The sequence below is a fragment of the Dyella amyloliquefaciens genome (genome assembly GCF_004296575.1).
Classification (GTDB): domain Bacteria; phylum Pseudomonadota; class Gammaproteobacteria; order Xanthomonadales; family Rhodanobacteraceae; genus Dyella; species Dyella amyloliquefaciens.
Genome location: NZ_SAYT01000003.1, coordinates 53282 through 72390, shown reverse-complemented (window position 1 = coordinate 72390; position 19109 = coordinate 53282). Strand labels below are relative to the sequence as shown.

General features: G+C 63.9%; 13 protein-coding genes. 4 read left to right on the top strand and 9 right to left on the bottom strand.

Features of this window, described 5'->3' with window-relative positions; translation table 11 throughout:
* Nucleotides 1-12 precede the first annotated feature (12 nt).
* The 9 genes from EPB08_RS08815 to cmk form a co-directional block, all read right to left on the bottom strand.
* Nucleotides 13-6042, bottom strand: a complete 6030-nt coding sequence (locus EPB08_RS08815; protein WP_130618725.1) for an MG2 domain-containing protein — start codon at nt 6040-6042, stop codon at nt 13-15.
* A 332-nt stretch (nt 6043-6374) separates the two neighbouring features.
* A complete protein-coding gene (gene galU, locus EPB08_RS08810) occupies nt 6375-7247 on the bottom strand; it encodes a UTP--glucose-1-phosphate uridylyltransferase GalU (RefSeq protein WP_130618724.1) in 873 nt (290 codons plus the stop codon).
* Nucleotides 7248-7259: 12 nt separating this feature from the next.
* Nucleotides 7260-9143 (bottom strand): polysaccharide biosynthesis protein, encoded by a 1884-nt coding sequence (locus EPB08_RS08805; protein WP_130618723.1) that lies wholly within the window; start codon nt 9141-9143, stop codon nt 7260-7262.
* Complete coding sequence (locus tag EPB08_RS08800; protein ID WP_130618722.1) at nt 9130-10161, bottom strand: MraY family glycosyltransferase; 1032 nt, start codon at nt 10159-10161, stop codon at nt 9130-9132. Before EPB08_RS08800 ends, EPB08_RS08805 begins: the two co-directional genes overlap by 14 nt.
* A 7-nt stretch (nt 10162-10168) precedes the next feature.
* Nucleotides 10169-11344, bottom strand: coding sequence for a lipopolysaccharide assembly protein LapB (gene lapB / locus EPB08_RS08795; protein WP_130618721.1), 1176 nt, complete (start codon nt 11342-11344; stop codon nt 10169-10171).
* The gene (locus EPB08_RS08790; RefSeq protein WP_130618720.1) at nt 11341-11601 is read right to left on the bottom strand and encodes a LapA family protein; all 261 of its coding nucleotides are present in this window, start codon (nt 11599-11601) and stop codon (nt 11341-11343) included. Before EPB08_RS08790 ends, lapB begins: the two co-directional genes overlap by 4 nt.
* A gap of 182 nt (nt 11602-11783) precedes the next feature.
* On the bottom strand, nt 11784-12071 hold the full coding sequence (locus EPB08_RS08785) for an integration host factor subunit beta (protein WP_130618719.1): 288 nt from the start codon (nt 12069-12071) through the stop codon (nt 11784-11786).
* A gap of 73 nt (nt 12072-12144) precedes the next feature.
* A complete protein-coding gene (gene rpsA, locus EPB08_RS08780; RefSeq protein WP_130618718.1) occupies nt 12145-13818 on the bottom strand; it encodes a 30S ribosomal protein S1 in 1674 nt (557 codons plus the stop codon).
* Between the two features lie 169 nt (nt 13819-13987).
* Nucleotides 13988-14668, bottom strand: a complete 681-nt coding sequence (cmk, locus tag EPB08_RS08775; RefSeq protein WP_205746318.1) for a (d)CMP kinase — start codon at nt 14666-14668, stop codon at nt 13988-13990.
* 117 nt (nt 14669-14785) lie between these two features.
* On the opposite strand from cmk, the gene EPB08_RS08770 reads away from it, so the two are divergent.
* From EPB08_RS08770 to ykgO, 4 genes are all read left to right on the top strand, one after another.
* Nucleotides 14786-15043, top strand: a complete 258-nt coding sequence (locus EPB08_RS08770; RefSeq protein WP_130618717.1) for an acyl-CoA-binding protein — start codon at nt 14786-14788, stop codon at nt 15041-15043.
* Between the two features lie 291 nt (nt 15044-15334).
* The gene (locus tag EPB08_RS08765) at nt 15335-17347 is read left to right on the top strand and encodes an NADPH-dependent 2,4-dienoyl-CoA reductase (RefSeq protein WP_130618716.1); all 2013 of its coding nucleotides are present in this window, start codon (nt 15335-15337) and stop codon (nt 17345-17347) included.
* 369 nt (nt 17348-17716) lie between these two features.
* Nucleotides 17717-18613 (top strand): LysR family transcriptional regulator, encoded by an 897-nt coding sequence (locus EPB08_RS08760; RefSeq protein ID WP_130618715.1) that lies wholly within the window; start codon nt 17717-17719, stop codon nt 18611-18613.
* Nucleotides 18614-18771: 158 nt separating this feature from the next.
* On the top strand, nt 18772-18897 hold the full coding sequence (gene ykgO / locus EPB08_RS08755; RefSeq protein WP_010342887.1) for a type B 50S ribosomal protein L36: 126 nt from the start codon (nt 18772-18774) through the stop codon (nt 18895-18897).
* Nucleotides 18898-19109 lie beyond the last annotated feature (212 nt).

Genomic DNA, 19109 nt, shown 5'->3' with positions numbered 1-19109 from the left:
GCGCCCTTGTCCTCAGGGCTGACGCGTTACGGTCAAGCTCGCACCACCGGCGGTGCGCGCCTGTATGCGCCTGTCATAGAGCGATTCACCATAGGCCGGCGGCACGATGAACTTGCCGGCGTTGGTGGCCTTGATGCGATAGACGAATTCGCCGACATCCGGCAACGCCTCGCCATAGAGCACCACGCGATCCTCACGTATATCCGCATACTCCAGACGCCAGGTCGCATTGCCGACACCGATCGGCGAGCGCCACTCACCAGGCGTGACCGTGCTGTCGCCCCCCGCATCCTCCTGGGTGTCACCATTCGACTGCTGGTCGGTCACGGCCGGAGGCGGCTGGATCACCGGTTCGAAGCCGCCCGGCAAGAGGTCCACGATGGCGACATCGTCCACGCCGTCGTTGCCCGTGGCGCGGATCTTCACGTGCACATCGATTTCCTGGCCCAGCGCGACCTGGTCGATCGCCTTGCCGTTCACGTCGGTGTAGTCGCGGGTAATCTCCAGGCCGTCCTTGATCGCCTTGTTCGCCACGTCACGGTCATAGCCGCCCTGGCTCACCACGCGCCAGGCCGGCAGCCCGCTGCCGTTGGTGAAGCGCAGGCGATTCACCGCGGCGTCCCAGCTACCCGCCTGCAGCAGGTTCGCCTGCAGGGACGCGATCGACTTGACGCTGCCATCGGCATGCACTTCGTCGATGCGCAGCTTGTCCAGCTCGCCGCCAGCCTGCGTGGCGTAGGTATCCAGGGCCAGCATGGTCATGGCCGACGACAAGGTGTTGTACCAGCCGTGCGACAGCGGCCAGGTGAGGTTCTCCATCACGCGCGGCGACAGTGCCTTGGCGCGCTCGGGGAAATGCTTGCTGAGCAGGTACAAGGTGCTGGCATCGCGGATCAGGGGATCGTAGTAATAGCCATAGCTGTAATCCTTGTCCGCGGCGGTACGCTCCAGCAGCTTCTGCGGGCCCGCCATGAGCTGCGCGGCCTGCTTGTCCTGCTTGAGCAGCTGGTACGACGCGGCCAGCCATGCAGCCGCCAGATCGTTGCGCCACTGGTCCGGATAGGCCTCCTGCAGCCGCTTCTGCACGGCGGCCAGGTCGTTGGTAGTGACATTGCCCTGGCGTGTCAGCAGATAGACCGCATAGGCCCGCTGGCGCACCAGATCGAGGCCGTCGAGCGTGTCGTCCGCCGCCAGCTGGTGCAGATAGCGATTGCCGGCGTCGAACATGTCCCGTGGCACCGTGATGCCACGTTCGCGCGCCTCCAGCAGGAAGTGCATGGCATAGGTGGAAACAAACGGATTGGCATCCGGCGTCGCCGACCACAGGCCGAAGCCACCCTGCCCGTTCTGGCGCGTGTGCAGCACATCGAGGAACTGCGCCAGCGCTTCGTCGTTGCTGAGCGTCTTGCCCTCGAGCTTAGGCTGCAGCGCATCGGCAAATGCCTTCACCTGCGGCCACTTCGAAACGACCAGACGTGGCATCGCAGAGCTGACGATCTGCTCGCTGCAGTAATGCTGGAAGTTGACCAGGTACGTGGTCAGGCCACTCGACAACACCACCGGGATCGTGGAGATCGCGGCATCGCGCGAAGCGTATTCGCTGTACATGCGGCGCAGGCCCGGCTGGTCCACCTTGCTGCCCGCATCGACGCGCCCGACATCGACCTGCGTGCGATAGGCGGACGCCGGTCGCACCGACACGTCCACGCTTTGCCGCGCCGATTTGTCGCCATAGCCGGCAACAAAGCTCAGGTTGCCGGAGCCCAGCTTGTCAGTGGCCTTGACGCGAAACGTGACCACGCCTTCGTGCATCTCGCCAAGGCTGACGTTTTGCGTGGGCGCACCGAGCACCTGCAGTTGGGGGCCCGTCTTCAGCGTGACCGCCACCGGCACCTGCTTGCCACCCAATCCCGTAAGGTTGTTGGCAACACCAACACTGACCTCGACCTCGTCGCCCGGCGCCAGCGTGGTCGGCACGTTCGGCGAGAGCACGAAGTCACCGCGCACGGTAGTTGCGCCCTCGAAGGTACCGATGCGCTCCGGCGAGACCGCCACCGCCATCACGCGCAGCTTGCCGTTGAAGTAGTCCGGCACCTGGTAGCGCAGCTCGGTCTCGCCATTCACGTCGACGATACCCGACCAGTACGCCACCGGCTTGTCACGCTTGCGCTTGAACGGATTGAGCTGCCTGCCGATCGCGGCATCCGCATCACCGCCCGGCGCCGCCATGGCCATCAGCTTCTCGAAGTCCGGCAGGATCAGGTCGAGGATCTGAGAGGTGCCCACTTCGAGCATGCGCTTGCGGAAGAAGAACTTCAGGGGGTCGCCCAGCTTGTAACGCGCGACCTGCAGGATGCCTTCGTCCACCGCAAACACCACTGCACGCGTGGGCTGTGGCGCGCTTAGCTTCAACGTCACCGTCTCCCCCGGCTTTACCACGGCCGGCGATTCCACCTTGATGTCGTTGCGCCGTGCATCCAGGTTCACCGAGAACGGCACCACGCCATAACTCAGCGGACTCATGAAGATCTCGTCGGAGGACGGATCGCGGATGTACTGCACGTTGATGTAGCCGTTGCCCTCGAAGCTGGCGGGCACGGTGATGTGCTGCACCGAGCTGCTGGTGTCCGCATGGAACCAGGCGTGCGCGTAAACCTTATCGCGCTCGATGGTGATCAGGCCGCTGCCGGCATAGGGTGCGCGAATGGCGATGTCGACCGTTTCACCCGGTGCGTAGTCTTCCTTGCTCAGGTTGAGCTGCAGCTCGGCGTTGCGATCGAGCGAGCGCGACACATTGGCGGCGCCGGCCACCGAATACTCCACGCGGTTCACTTCGACGCCGTCGCTGCTGCGCAGGATCACCAGCGCGTAGTTGCCTGGTTTGTCGGTGGGCAACGCGTAATCCATGCCTTCGGCGGGGATCGCCAAGGCCTGTTCGTTGACCGTGATTTCCTTGAGCTTGGACTGGTACTTGTAGACGCCCGAGTCCTGCCTGGTCAGCACGGAGATGTAGCGGCGCTCGACCAGTCGCGCCTTCAGCTCTTTCAGCGCCATCGCCTTGGCCGTGTGGTCGATAGCCACCAGATGCACGCTGCGCGGCGTGTCACGATTCACGTAGTCAAGGTTGTCGACCGACTTGTAGCCGACCAACCAGTCGTTGTTCGACACCAGGGTCTGCGCCGCCGCCGCGACGCTGCGCCCACCCTCGGGCTCGTAGGCCTTGGCGAGGAAGTACAGCTGGTAGGTCGCGTCAGCATATTTCTTGAGGTCGAGGTCGAATTCGGCATGACCCTTGTCGTCGGTCTTGCCGTCCTGAAGAGGTTGCTCGTAACCCTCCTTGGCACGGCGCGGGTCGTAGAAGTGGTAGTCCTTCCAGCTGCGGAACGCCGGCCATGCGGGGCGCAGTGTCAGCGCTGCTTCCACGCGGCGATTTGCCGCCGGCGTGCCGAACAGGTTCATGGCGTCAACGATGCCCTTGACCTGATCGGGCTTCACCCAACCTTCCGACACCTGGCCAGCCAGTCGCGCCTCGACCTTCATGCGGTCTGGCAGGAATTCCTTCACCTGCACGGTGGTGCTGCCGATTTGCGCGCCGGCCTTGCCGTCCTTGACGATGTAGAGGTTCACCGTCCAGGTACCGGTGGGCGCGGTTTCTGCCGGCGCATAGGCCAGCTCGCCGAAGCCGGAAGCGTCCATCGACATCGGCAGCTGCTTCACCGTCATGCCACGCGGATCGACGATTTCCGCCTGCAGCGGAATGCCGACCACACTGCGCGTCCAACTGGCGGCGCGTACGATCAGGCCGACGTGGAAGGTATCGCCCGGCCGATAGATACCGCGATCGGAGAACAGGTAGGCCGACAGCTGTCCGTCATTCTGCGCGTTGCGTTCGCCGCCCACGTCGAACCGGGAGAAGTCGAGCTTGCGGTCGTAGCTGCTGTAGCCACCGATGGGAAGGAACGAAAGATCATCGGCCTTCTTCACCACATACAGGGTCGGCTGCTTCTCGCGCTCCAGTCCCTTGAAGGTGGGGAAATGCACGACACCGTCGGCGGACGTGGTATCGCTGAACAAGGTTTGCCCGTTGACCGCAAGCACGGTCACGTTGGCACCGGCGACCGGCTGGCCCGTGCGGATCGACTGCACGAAGACGTCCTGGCTGCCATCGAGCGAACGTTTCACCAGCATGCCAAGGTCGGTGACCACGATCATGCGGGTATCGGCGGGCACCGAGCCATCGTTGCCATCGCTTTCCGACATCTCCCCCTGGTCGCCCTCCTCGGCATCCGATTCCGCATCCGTGCCGTCGTTGCGCGGCGCGGCCTGCGGCTCGTTTTCCGCCGCCTTGCGTGCGTCCTCGCGCTTCTTTTCGGCGACGGCGTCATAACTGGACAGGTGCAGCAGGAATACGCCGCGCTTGCCTTCCTTCAAATACTGGCCTAGATCGATGCCCTCGTAATGGGCCTTGGCCGGATCGCCCTTGGGGAAGCTGCGCTTCTGCTCGAAGCGCTCGACGATATGGTCTTCGCTGAAGGCATAGCTCAATTCGGGACGCGTATAGCTGCCCTGGTTGAGGCTCACCAGATGCTGCAACTGGTCCGGCAGCACGCGCCCGATCTCCATGCGCAAGCCAGGCAGGTTGCGCGAGACTACCGAGATGCGCTTGCTGCCGGAGATCGACAGCAATGAGCCGTCCGCCATGAAATGCAGCAGCTTCGGATAATTGGGAACCGTGACTACGGCCGCAGCCGGCCGGCCCAGGATGTAGCCACCGAAGGATTTCAGACCCTTGTCGATGCGCACATAGATGCGCTGTCCCGGCTCGGCGTGATACTTGAAGCTTTGCACCGCCTCGTAGTCGTTTTCGGTGGGCACCAGCTCGAGCTTGAGAGGCTGCGCCTGGCGTAGTTCAGCGTCGCCGACTTCGCCCGTGCGCCAGGCGTAAGGAGGCGCGTCATCCCCCTGATCTACGCCCGACTTGCGTGCGGGAAGGATCCACGCCTTGGTCAAGCCGGCGAGTTCGCTGTCGCGCACCGCGCCACCTACATTGACGACCAGCACCTGCTCGGGCTCGTACTTTTCATTGTCGACCAGGGTCGGATCGACGCCATCGATGGTGAGGCTGTAGAGGCCAGGAACACGGATCTGCGCCTTGATCGCCTCAGCCACGCCATCGCCGCCACGAGCGCTGCGCACACCCTTGTCGATGCCGTAGTTCACGCTGCTTTCGTCGCGCGGCAGCGACAGCGGCTGCGAGTGAATCCATGCGTGCAGCTTGTACTGGTCGTAGGTGACCGTGTATTTGAGCGGCACATCACGGCTGCCGCGCTGCGCCAGCCCCACCATGATGCGCTTCTCGAAGTCGGCCGTATCGACGGGATAATTGAACGTCACCGGCAGGATGGTCTTTTTCGCCGTCGCGTCCTGCGGGTCCTGGTAGAACTCGCCGCGTTCCGCCTTCGCCGCGAAGGCGGCGGTATCGAAAGCGAAGTGATCATCCGCCATCAGCACGTGGCTGGCGAAAGCCTTCGCCGTATCGAAGCGAACCTCATAGTGACGCCCCACCGGCCAGTCCTCTGCGGGCATGAAGCGCAGGGTGTGGTCGTCGATCCAGGTCCACTGGCCCTTGGCGGCGGGCTGCATCACGACGCCGCTCGTCACCGGTTTGCCCACCTGTTCGATCGGCGCGGCGGAGCCGGAGAAATTCACGGTCAAGGGATGGATGACGATGGGCTGCTGCGTATAGTCGGTGATGGCCGGCGCATCGACGGACAGGGTGATGCGCGAAGGCTCGACCGGCTTCGGCCGGTTCTGGTACCACTGCCAGCCAAACCAGCCACCTGCCACCACCACAAGGGCGGCCACCAGCGTCGCGGTCGCATGCACGGGGCGGCGGCGAATCCATCCGCCGGTGGCCGGCATCCACGCCGGCGCCGACCAGCTGACCTGCCCCAGCAGCGGGCGCAGTACCAGCGCTATGCCAGCCAACAAGCCGCGCAGCAGGCGCAACGGCAGCAGGAGGAGAAATCGCAACAGATCCATGATGCTTCCCTGGGTTTCATCCGATGAACACAAAGGCGGCAATCGCCGGCCCTGGGCGCACGCCGGATGCACCGAAATGCCCGCTTCTCACGAAGCGGACTCGACGATCACAGGTGAACCCACGACTAGATTGCCCGGCCAAGATGGCGGAACGCGGGAAGGATTCTGGCACGCGTCCGTCAAAGACGCAGTCGGATAAGTCTGATTCTTACCAAGGGGCCATCCATTGCCCGGCGCCCTTCACGGGGAAGACTGACGTTCCCAGGGGCGAAGACCGGGCCTACCGGCCGGGAAGGCCACCGGTCGCCTGACCGGTGGCCGCGCAGACGCTGTTACAGCGTCGCCATCAACTCGCGCACGACCGGCGCCAGCTTGGGGTCCTGCAGGGCCATGTGCATGGTGGCGCGCACCAGGCCAGCCTTGTTGCCGCAGTCAAAGCGGGTGCCTTCGAAGCGATAGGCAAGCACCTTGCCCTGTTCCTTGAGCAGCGCGTCGATGGCGTCGGTCAGCTGGATCTCGCCGCCGGCGCCCGGCGTGGTCTGCTCCAGCAACTGGAAGATGCGACCGGGCAGCACGTAACGACCCACAACGGCCAGGTTGGACGGTGCGTCCGCGGGCTTGGGCTTCTCCACCATGTGGCGGATCTGCGCGCTGCGCTCGTCGATCGGCGTGGCATCCACGATGCCGTACTTGTCGGTGTCGCTGTGCGGCACTTCTTCGACCGCGATCACGCCAGCGTCCTGCGTTTGGGCCAGTTCGGCCATCTGGCGCAATGCGCCCTTGCCCTTGTTCCAGATCAGATCGTCAGGAAGGACCACGCCAAACGGCTCGTCACCCACCACCGGCTTGGCGCATAGCACCGCGTGGCCAAGGCCCAGTGCCTCGGGCTGGGTCACGAAGATGGCGCGCACGTGCTTGGGCAGCGTGCCCTGCACCAGCGCGAGCAGCTCGTCCTTACCCTTTTCGAGCAGCTTGGCCTCCAGTTCGTAGGCCTTGTCGAAATAGTCGGCGATGGCGTGCTTGTAACGATTGGTCACGAACACCAGCGTGTCCGCACCGGCGTCGACGGCTTCGTCTACCGCGTACTGGATCAACGGACGATCCAGCACCGGCAACATTTCCTTGGCAACTACCTTGGTAGCGGGCAGGAAACGCGTGCCCAGTCCAGCTACCGGGAAGACTACCTTGCGCAACGGCTTACTCACTCACTTCTCTCCTCATTCGCTGCGACGCAGCGCCACCACGTTGCCCGGCTGCGGCGCCTCGCTCCACCGGAACGAGGGCAGCAGGTTGGACACGCATTGGCGCAACGTATCCTCGTCATAAGCGACCACGGCATCGGCTGCCTTGGCCAACTGTGCATTGAGCACGTCCCACTTCACCTGACGATACTGCGCGAGGAAGATCTTCGCGTGCGTCGTTTCGACATAGTTCTCGAGGGGATGGAACAGCTCTTCGAACAACTTTTCGCCGGAACGCAATCCTGTATAGACGATCGGGATTTCAGTGCCGGGTTTGCGCCCCGCCAGGCGGATCATCTGCTCGGCGAGATCACGGATCTTGATGGGTTCGCCCATGTCCAGCGCGAAGATCTCGCCACCCTTGCCGATGCTCGCTGCCTGAAGGATCAGCTGGCAGGCCTCGGGGATGGTCATGAAGTAGCGCGAGATTTCCGGGTGCGTGATGGTGACCGGGCCGCCATTGCGGATCTGCTGGCGGAACAGCGGTACCACCGAACCGGCGGAATCGAGCACGTTGCCGAAACGCACGGTGATGAAGTGCGTCTGCGAGTGCTCGTTGAGGTTCTGGCACCAGATTTCCGCCATGCGCTTGCAGGCGCCCATGACGCTGGTCGGGTTGACCGCCTTGTCGGTGGAAATCAGCACGAAGCATTCGACGCCATGGCGGTCCGCCAGGTCGGCGACATTGCGCGTAGCCAGCACATTGTTGCGGAACGCCGCGCGCAGCTGTCCCTGCAGCATCGGCACGTGCTTGTAGGCAGCCGCATGGAAGACGACCTGCGGGTTGTATTCGCCGAACAGCTTGCGCATCGCAGCCGGATCGCCGCAATCGGCCAGCACGGCTTCGTAGATCAGCTCGGGATATTCGGCGCGCAGCTCCTGCGAAATCCGGTAGAGGTTGTATTCGCAGTTGTCCACCACGCAGAGCGATTGCGCCCCGAGGCGAGCAACCTGGCGGCAAAGCTCCGAACCGATCGAACCGCCGCCACCCGTCACGAGCACTCGCCGGCCAGTCAGCGTAACGCGAATGGCCGTCCAGTCGAGCTCGACGGTGTCGCGCCCCAACAGGTCCTCGATGGCGACTTCCTTGATCTCGTTGAAGTGCGCGCGGCCGGAGACCACGTCCTCCAGCTTCGGCACGGTGCGATAAGGCAACCCGCTCTGGTCGCACAATTCGACGATCCGGCGCATTTCCTGCGTGGAGGCGCCAGGCATGGCGATCAGCAACATCTGCGCTGCCACTTCGCGCGCCAACTGCGGGATCTGATCGATTCGGCCGAGCACCGGACGTCCATTGATGCTGGCGCCGCGCAGGCTTTCCTTGTCGTCGACGAAGCCCACCACGACATAGCCGCTGTCATGATGCAGGTCGCGCGACAGCGCTTCGCCGGCACGATCGGCGCCAACGATCACCACTCGCTGCAGGGGCTTGTCCTGGAACAAATCGAGGCGGCTGTCCTTCCAGAAGCGATACATCAACCGCGGCGTCCCGAGCAGTACGGCCAATACCATCGGATACAGCAGGAGCACCGAACGGGGCACGTCTTCCAGGCGGTTGTAGAGCATCAACGCCGCTGCGATCGCCAGCGCACCCAGCACGGCGGCGCGGAAGATATTCCACAGGTCCGGCAGGCTCGCGAACCGCCATACGCCCTTGTACAGGCCCGTCCAGCTCAGCACGGCGCCCTGCACCAGCAGCACCAGTGGGAACTCGAGCAGGTGGAAGGTGATCGCGGCATTGTCGATCAGCGCATAGCGCAAGGCCTTGGCCACCCACCAGGCCAGCGCAGCCATCAGCAGGTCGTGGATCACCACGGCCATACGCGGATGGATGACACCGATCAGTTTACGAAGCGACATGACGGCCCTTGTTCGAAACGCGCCTCAGGCATTGGCGCTTCATGAGTATCCATACGGCGGCCGCTATCAGGTAGGTACCGACGAACACCGGCACTGACCATTCAGGCTGGAACCACGCCAACGCGGCCAACGGCGCCGCGACCAACAGGTTCCAGGCCAGATAGCATGCTCCCCCCGTTGCATGCGAGAACCCACTGCGAACCAGCCACTGGTACAGGTGTTCGCGATGGGCAGTGTACCAACGGCGACCACTCGCCATCCGCCCCAACAGGGTAAGGGTAGCGTCCGCTACAAAAGATGAACTGAGGATCAAGGCGGGCCACAGCAGGTGCCAGTCCACCCGCCAGAGCATGGCCGTCAGGGCAAACAGGAGCAGCCCCATGGTGCCGCTGCCCACATCTCCCATGAAAATGCGTGCCCGGGGCCGGTTGAAGTACCAGAAGCCGAGCGCGGCCGCTGCCAGGCAGGCCGCCGCCCAGGCGAGGGCCGGCTGGGCGGTGGCCCAGGCCAGCAGGGCCAGTCCCAGACCGACGAAGACTACCTGCTGGGCCAGCAGGCCATCGATCCCATCCATGAAGTTATGCAGGTTGATGCTCCAGGTGCCCGCCAGCACCACCAAAGGCAGCCACCAGCCTGACATCCCTTGCATGACAAGCGCCCCCGCGACCAGCAAAGCCGACAGCAGCTGGATGCCAAACCGGGGGAGGACCGGCAACGGATGATGGTCGTCCCACCAACCCACGGCAGCCACGGATACGGTCGCGACAGCCAGTGCGGCGACCACCGGCACCGGCCATGGTCCGGTGAGCAGTCCCAAGGCAGCCGGCAACGTCGCGAGTGAAGCCACCACGATGCCGATGCCCCCGCCACGTGGCGTGGGGATCGTATGGGAGCGGCGCTGCCCGGGCAGGTCCATCATGCCCCGGTGATGGGCATAGGCAATCGCGCCGCGCACGACGGCCAGGGAGATCACCAACGAGGCCAGCACCATCCCTATCGCCAGCGAAGTCGGACTCATCCTTGCCTCATTCGTTGGCGACGCCGTGGATCGGGCGAATCGTGCTCCAGCTCTTGCAGCTGGGACACTGCCAGTGATGCGCCTTGGCACCGAAGCCGCAACGGCTGCAGCGATACATCGCCTGCCCTTCCAGCAGCTTCTTGGTCAGGTCGCGCAGGATCAGGAAGTTCTCGCGCGCCTCGCCTTCGATCTTGTCCATGGTGGCGTCGATCAATGCCATCAGCCCCCGCACCGAGGGACGCTGGCGCAGCTGCGAAGTGAGGAACTCGATCGCGGTGCGCTCGCCGTCGCGCTGCTGGTACAGGCGCGTCAGTGCAAGCACCGGCGAAATGCCGTGATAACGCTCGAGGATGTCACGCAGGAAATGCTCGGCATGCTCCATCTGCTGGGAGCGTGCATAGCTATTGAGCAGCGGCGGCAGGATTTCCGGCACGAAGGCGATGTCTGCTTCCACCGCCTTCTCGTAGGCGTTGGCGGCCTCGGCATGCTGGCCTTCCTCGGCATAGAGGCGTCCGGTCAGCATGAAGGCGCGCACGCAGTCCGCCTGGCAGGAGAAGGCCTGGCGCAGGTATTCGCGCGCGTCCTGTCGTGCGCCATGCTGCCGCGACTGTTCGGCCAGCTCGCAATAGAACTGCGCGATCATGTCTGCTTCGTCTTCGCCGGTCATGGCTTCCAGCCGGCGCGCGTGCTCGATCGCCTTGTGCCAGTCGCGCTCGTGCTGGTAGATCGCGATCAGGTGGCGAAGTGCCGATGGCGCATGCGCATCCATGGCAACCAGATCGGAAAACAGCGTCTCGGCGCGATCCAGCAGACCGGCGCGCATGTAGTCCTCGCCCAGCTCCAGCAGGGCCACGGTCTTCATGGCATCGGACAGACCAGGGCGCGACACCAGATGCTGATGCAGGCGGATGGCGCGATCGACCTCGCCACGACGGCGGAACAGGTTGCCCAGCGCCAGGTGAGTTTCCACCGTGTCGCGGTTGTATTCGGCCAGCTTGAGGAACACCTCGATGGCCTTGTCCTGTTCTTCGTTGAGCAGGTAATTGAGGCCGCGGAAGTAGTCGGACGACAGCTCGCTGACCTGCGCACCGGAACGGCGTGCGCCCGCTTTCCTGGCAGTCAACCAGCCACTGGCGAATGCTGCGGGTACCAGCAGGATGAGGACGTACTGAAGCGCGTTCATGCGCCGGCCGGCGTGGTCTTGGTCTTTCCAGCGGGCTTTTGCCGACGCTGGCGACGATGGCCGAAGCTGACACCCAGCCACGCGGTGAGGCCGCCCAGCAGCCAGCCGATCACCAGGGCCAGCAGCAGGGCCGCCCCCTTGGGCAGTTCCATGTGGGCGAAGCCCAGGTCATAACCGACGAGGTCGGCGTTCAATGCCCCCAGCGCAATGCCGGCAGCAATGAAAAGCAGGAGGATCAGCGTCACGATCAGTCGCATGCGGCGACTTTAACCGATTGCCGATGGCCGGCACAGGCGGGAATCCGCCCCTTCGTTCAGGATTTGAGCAGGGCGTCTTCTCAGGCCATGGGGCCTTGCCGAAAACGTGCAAAAAAGAAGGCAGGAACGGCTCATCGCCGCCTGCCTTCGTCATGTCTTTCATCGACACCCGCGGGCGGGTGTCACACTAGGTCCATGTTGACGCGCTCGCGCAATTCCTTGCCCGGCTTGAAGTGCGGCACATGCTTGCCCGGCAGAGCGACCGCATCACCCGTCTTGGGGTTGCGGCCCATGCGCGGTGGGCGGTAGTGCAGCGCGAAGCTGCCGAAACCGCGAACCTCGATGCGCTCGCCATGTGACAGCGCATGGCTCATCTGTTCGATCACGCTTTTGACTGCCAGCTCCACATCCGCGAACGCGAGATGGGTCTGACGCCGTGCCAGCGCCTCGATCAATTCGGATTTGGTCATGGGTCCCCAATGTCCGTGACGTGAACCAAGCGGGGCGGCCAAGTGGCCGCCCCGCCCTTCCTTCTACAACTGCTTAGTCAGCCTTGTTGAGCTGCTCCTTGAGCAGCGCACCGAGCTTCGTCGTACCGCCGGAGGCGTTCGAGTACTCGGCCATGGCGTCGTGCAGTTCTTCTTCGTCCTTCGCGCGGATCGACAGCTGCAGCTGGCGGCCCTTGCGGTCCATGCCGGTGAACTTGGCTTCGACCTTGTCGCCCACCTTCAGGTGCTGGGTCGCATCGTCGATGCGCTCCTTGGCGATGTCGTTGGCGCGCAGGTAACCCTCGACGCCCTCGCCCAGATCGATCACGGCGCCCTTGGCATCCACTTCCTTCACGGTGCCATTGACGATGGTGCCGCGCGGATTGGTGGCCATGAACTGACCGAACGGATCCTGCTCCATCTGCTTGATGCCGAGGGAGATGCGCTCGCGCTCCGGATCCACGGCCAGCACCACGGCTTCGATCTCGTCGCCCTTCTTGAAGTTGCGGACGAGGTCTTCGCCGGAAGCCTGCCAGGAGATGTCGGACAGGTGGACCAGGCCGTCGATGCCGCCATCCAGACCGATGAAGATGCCGAAGTCGGTGATCGACTTGATCTGACCGGACACCTTGTCGTTCTTCTTGTGCATCGCTGCGAAAGCTTCCCACGGGTTCGAGCGGGTCTGCTTGATACCCAGCGAGATGCGGCGACGCTCTTCATCCACGTCCAGCACCATCACTTCGGTCTCGTCACCAACCTGCACGACCTTGGCCGGGTTGACGTTCTTGTTGGTCCAGTCCATTTCGGACACGTGGACCAGGCCTTCCACGCCCGGCTCGATCTCAACGAAGCAACCGTAATCGGTGACGTTGGAGACCTTGCCGAACAGGCGGCTGCCGACCGGGTAGCGGCGGGCGATGGCGACCCACGGATCGTCACCCAGCTGCTTGAGGCCCAGCGACACGCGGTTGCGCTCGCGGTCGTACTTCAGCACGCGGACGTCCAGCTCGTCGCCGACGTTGACGACTTCGGACGGATGACGCACGCGCTTCCACGCCATGTCGGTGATGTGCAGCAGGCCGTCGATACCGCCCAGATCCACGAACGCGCCGTAGTCGGTGAGGTTCTTGACCGTGCCCTTGACCACTGCGCCTTCGGTCAGGCGCTCAAGCAGCTTCTCGCGCTCCTCGGAGAACTCGGTCTCGACGACGGCGCGGCGGCTGACCACAACGTTGTTGCGCTTGCGGTCGAGCTTGATGATCTTGAACTCGAGGTCCTTGCCTTCCAGGTAGACCGGATCGCGGACCGGACGGACGTCGACCAGCGAGCCCGGCAGGAATGCGCGGACGTCCTTGATGTCGACGGTGAAGCCGCCCTTGACCTTGCCGGAGATCTTGCCGGTGATGGTCTCTTCCTTGTCGAAGGCCTGCTCGAGGTCGTCCCAAACCATGGAACGCTTGGCTTTCTCACGGGAGAGCTTGGTCTCGCCGAAACCGTCTTCCAGCGCGTCGAGGGCAACCTTCACCTCGTCGCCCACCTGCACTTCCAGCTCTCCGCTCTCGTCCTTGAATTGCTCGATCGGGACGATGCCTTCGCTCTTCAGGCCAGCGTTGATCACGACGACGTCGTTGCGGATTTCCACAACGATGCCCGTGACGATCGCGCCCGGCTTCAGCTTGGAGATGGCCTGTTGGCTCTGTTCAAACAGTTCGGCAAAACTTTCAGTCATGTTGATTCCAGAAATGATAAAAGGCCTTAGGTCCTGTGCACGCCGTAAATCGACTGGCGCACGGACTGTCGGCCCACCGGTTATGGGTGTCGCGGGATCGCTCCCTTGTCACCGTTGACCCAATCACCCCCAGCTTAGCCAGGGGCACCAAAAGCCGCCCGCAACCCTTTCAGGGCCGCACGACAGCCAATACTTTCGCCACGACGTCCTCGATGCCCATGCCGGTGGTGTCGATGAAAACCGCATCCACGGCCGGCTTGAGCGGCGCGACTGTCCGCGAGGCATCGCGGGCGTCACGCGCTTCGATCTCGCGCTGAAGGGTAGCAAGTGTAACGCTCAGCCCCTTTTCCTTCAACTGCTTATAGCGCCTTTTGGCCCGTTCGGCGGCGCTGGCGGTGAGGAAGACCTTGAACGGGGCATCCGGGAAGATCACAGTGCCCATGTCGCGGCCGTCAGCCACCAGCCCAGGGTTCTTGCGAAACGCCAGCTGCATGTCCACAAGTGCTTGACGCACCGAAGGAATCGAGGCGATCGCCGAGGCGGCTGCGCCGGCCGTTTCGGTGCGCAATTCGTCGGTGGCATCGTGACCGTTGACCAGCACCCGGGTGTCACTTCCATCCGCGGCCGCATGGAAACGGATCTTGGTGGTCTGGGCGCACCGGGTCATGGCGTCCACGTCGGACAGGTCCAGCCCTTCGGCGCCCGCGGCGTAGCCCACCGCGCGGTACAGCGCTCCGGAGTCCAGCAGCCGCCAGCCCAGGGTCTCGGCCACCCGCCGGCTGATGGTGCCCTTGCCCGATCCCGAGGGTCCGTCGATAGTCAGCACGGGGACGGTCGTGGATGGGCTCATGGGGTCTCCTGACAGCGGCGAAGGAAAACGCTTATTCTATCGCGTTGGTCCTCGCACGGAACGCGGGTTGTCCAGTTGCCCTTACTTACGTCTGTCAGAACCATGCACGTCCACACCATGACCGATCTGCGCCGCGAATTCGAACAAGCCGCCGAAGACATCCAGCAGCTTGGCCAGCGGCCGGACAACGACACGCTGCTCAAGCTCTACGCCCTCTACAAGCAGGGTTCGGAAGGCAACGTCCATAGCGAACAGCCTGGCTTCTTCGACTTCGTTGGCACCGCCAAATACGAAGCCTGGGCGCAATTGCGAGACACCCCCGAAGACGAGGCGATGCAGCGTTACATCGACCTGGTGCGAGAGCTGCTGAGCTGAGCACCCCTCTCGGCCTGGGCTCAAAAGCTCGAACCCACCCCTAGCCCAAGCTCCCCGAACGCCGACCCGACGATAGCCGGGCACCACGATTTTGCTTCCACGCTGCGACTGAAAGTTGCGGCGTGTAGCGACGTACCTGCCTCTTTCGGGAGGCCGCCAGGGAGACTTCCGGCTTGTCGCGCCGGGATGATGGCGAGCCCCTGCCGCGCTGGTTGAAGTCGGAACCCCTTGCTTTCAAACGCCCCCAGCAGGCACATTCATACGATCGTTTGATCCCATCAACGGTCCCATATGAACTTCCCTCGCCTGTTCTCCCCGCTCGACCTCGGGCACACCACGCTGCCCAATCGCATCCTGATGGGCTCGATGCACACGGGCATGGAGGACAAGGCCGCCGACTTCGACAAGTTGGCCGCGTATTTCGCCGAGCGCGCCCGAGGCGGCGTAGGCCTGATGGTGACCGGCGGCATCGCCCCGAGCATCCGGGGTTGGCTGAAGCCTTTCGGTGGACGCCTGACCATGCCCTGGCATGTAGCCCGCCATCGCAAGCTCACCCGCGCCGTACATGCGGAGGGCGGCAAGCTGTGCATGCAGATCCTTCATGCGGGACGCTACGGTTATCACCCGCTGTCGGTGGCGCCGTCGAAGATCAAGTCGCCGATCACGCCATTCACGCCACGCGCGCTGTCCAGCCGTGGTGTCGAACGCACCATTCGCGATTTCGTCCATTGCGCGAAGCTCGCGCAGGATGCAGGTTACGACGGCGTCGAGGTCATGGGTTCGGAAGGCTATTTGATCAACCAGTTTCTCGCTGCGCGCACCAACCAGCGCAACGATGCCTGGGGCGGCAGCGCAGAAAAGCGCATGCGCTTACCGATCGAAATCGTGCGCCGCACGCGTGAAGCAGTGGGCCGCGACTTCATCATCATCTATCGCCTGTCGATGCTCGACCTGGTGGACAACGCCCAGGACTGGAGCGAGATCGTCACGCTCGCCAAGGCCATCGAAGCGGCTGGCGCCAGCATCATCAACACCGGCATCGGCTGGCATGAAGCGCGCGTGCCCACCATCGTCACCAGCGTGCCGCGAGCAGGGTTCGCGTGGGTGACGAAGAAGCTCAAGGGCGAAGTATCGATTCCACTCGTCACCACCAATCGCATCAACATGCCCGAGGTGGCCGAGCAGATCCTGGCCGGCGGCGAAGCCGACATGGTGTCGATGGCGCGCCCGCTGCTGGCGGACCCCGAGTGGCCGAACAAGGCCAAGGCAGGTCGCAGCGAACGCATCAACACCTGCATCGCCTGCAACCAGGCGTGCCTCGACCATGTCTTCAAGAGCCGTCGCGCGAGCTGCCTGCTCAACCCGCGCGCCTGTCATGAAACCGAGCTGCGCATCGAGCCTGCATCCACGCGGAAAAACATTGCCGTGGTCGGCGCCGGCCCCGCCGGTCTCGCGTGCGCCACCACGCTGGCCGAGCGCGGCCATGCCGTGACGCTGTTCGACAAGGCTGGCGACATCGGCGGCCAGTTCAACTACGCCAAGCGCATCCCGGGCAAGGAAGAGTTCCGCGAGACGCTGCGCTATTTCCGCCATCGCCTCGACGACACCGGCGTCACCCTCAGGCTCGGGCACATCGCGGACGCGAGTGCGCTGGCCGGCCACGATGACGTGGTCGTGGCGACCGGCATCACGCCGCGCCGCGTGAGCTTCCCGGGCAGCGACGACCCGCGCGTGCTGAGTTATCTGGATGTACTGGCCCATGACAAACCCGTGGGCCCGCGCGTGGCCATCATCGGCGCCGGTGGCATCGGTTTCGATGTCGCCGAATTCCTCGTCGAGCATCAGCCCTCGCCCACGCTGGATGTGACGCGCTGGACCCGCGAATGGGGCGTCGACATGCAACTGGAAACGCGTGGCGGGCTCACGCCGGCCAAGCCCGAGGCGCCCGCACGCCAGGTCTGGCTGCTCCAGCGCAGCGAAGGGCGCCCTGGTGCCCGCCTCAACAAGACGACCGGCTGGGTGCATCGCGCCACCCTGAAGGCCAAGCAGGTCACCATGCTGGGCGGCGTGAGTTACGAACGCTTCGATGACCAGGGACTGCACATCACGGTCGATGGCCAGCCGCAGGTGCTTCCGGTGGACCACGTGATCGTCTGCGCAGGCCAGGAGCCCAACCGCGCACTCGCCGACGCACTGATCCAGGCTGGCATCAAGCCGCACATCATCGGCGGTGCCGACGTGGCCGCGGAGCTCGATGCCAAGCGTGCGATCGACCAGGGCACGCGGCTGGCGGCGACGCTATAGGGCGATAGCCCTGTCCCAGTGGGAGCGCACCCTGTGCGCGACCGCGGAGCCCGAGGCCCCTCCTCCGTCCGGCAGTCGCGCACAGGGTGCGCCCCCACAGGAAAAAGGACCGCCCAAACGACGACGCCCGGCTCAATGGCCGGGCGTCGTGCTTTGAAAAGAAAGCGCCCCGCTGGGCGACGCGTCGATATGGGTCAGGGGGGAGGAAGACCAGATATCGCGGGGATAGCGTCGCAGCGGGGCGAGGGTCGCCGCCACCTGGGGGGAGGGGACGGTGGCGGGACGGATGCAATCTTATGATCGACCCGTTATAGAAACAAATATATATTTAGGCCCTTACTTATACGAAAAGCATATTAAAGGCCTCTTATGTTCGACTTCCGTCAGCTTCGTTACTTTGTAACGGTCGCCGAGGAACTGAGCTTCACTCGGGCGGCCCAGCGGCTATACATCTCCCAGCCCCCACTTTCCCAGCAGATACAGTCACTTGAGAACGACCTTGGGGTCCGCTTGCTCGAGCGGAACAAGCGCAACGTCTCCCTGACGGAACCGGGCAAACTGTTTCTGGAACAGGCCCGCCAGATCCTCGACAAAGCCGAAGAGGCCCGCGCGCAGATGGCCGATGCCGCCACCGGCTTCAGCGGCAAGCTGCGGCTGGCCTATACGGTGTCGGTGACGTTCCACCCCGCCCTGCCCCAGACCCTGCTGCGCTACCGCAGCTTCGCCCCACAGGTGCGCCTGATCCTCAGCGAGATGTACACCGAGCAGCAGTACGCCGCCCTGATGGCAGGCGAGCTGGACGTGGGCTTCGTCCGCGACGAACCCGAACACCCCGGCATGGCGCGCCACCTGCGGCTGGACGTCATCGATCGCGAACCCCTGTTGCTCGCACTGCCGTCGAACCACCCCCTGGCAGCCCGGGAGAGCATCTGGCTGCGTGAGGCAGCCATGGAGGCCTTCGTCGTCCAGCCTCGCGAACTGGCGGCCACCCTGTACGACCGCCTGGCCCAGATCGCCGCCAAGGCCAATTTCCACCCGCAGATCCGCCAGCATGCCCAGCAGATCAACGGCCTGCTGGTGCTGGTGGCCGCCGGCATGGGTCTGGCCCTGGTGCCTGCCTCGATGCGCTCGGTGAGCCTTCCCGGCGTCAGTTACCTGCGACTGGAGGATCCGGATGCGTATATGCTGCTGGCCCTCGCAAGCAGGGTCGACGACCCTTCGCCGGTGGTACGACGCTTCCTTAGTGCGATGACCGAGCCGGAGTAAATACGTTGCCTGTCACCTAAACAGTGCAGGCCTCCGGGCGCCAACCCGGTTCAAATCGTCCGTTTTTTGCCCTTCGGCCCAAGGACTTGTGCCAAGTCGGCAAATTGTTTACCATTTCTGTCTTGTCTTTTTCATTTCGATAGTTTCAGGAGCTGGCCGTGAAGGTGCTTTCCTCTTTGAAGTCCGCCAAGGCGCGGCACCGTGACTGCAAGGTTGTGCGTCGTCGCGGCAAGGTGTTCGTGATCTGCAAGAGCAACCCGCGTTTCAAGGCTCGTCAGCGCTAATTTCTAGCTGCGATGAGTCGACGAAAAGGGCCGCGAAAGCGGCCCTTTTTTGTTGCGTGCAAAAGCAGATGGGCTCTTGTAGGAGCGCACCCTGTGCGCGACCGCCGATTGGCGCCGTGACTACGATGCCTTGCGGTCGCGCACAGGGTGCGCTCCCACACGCTTATCGCGATCCATACGTCGATCACCAAACGAAGAAGGGCCGCTTGCGC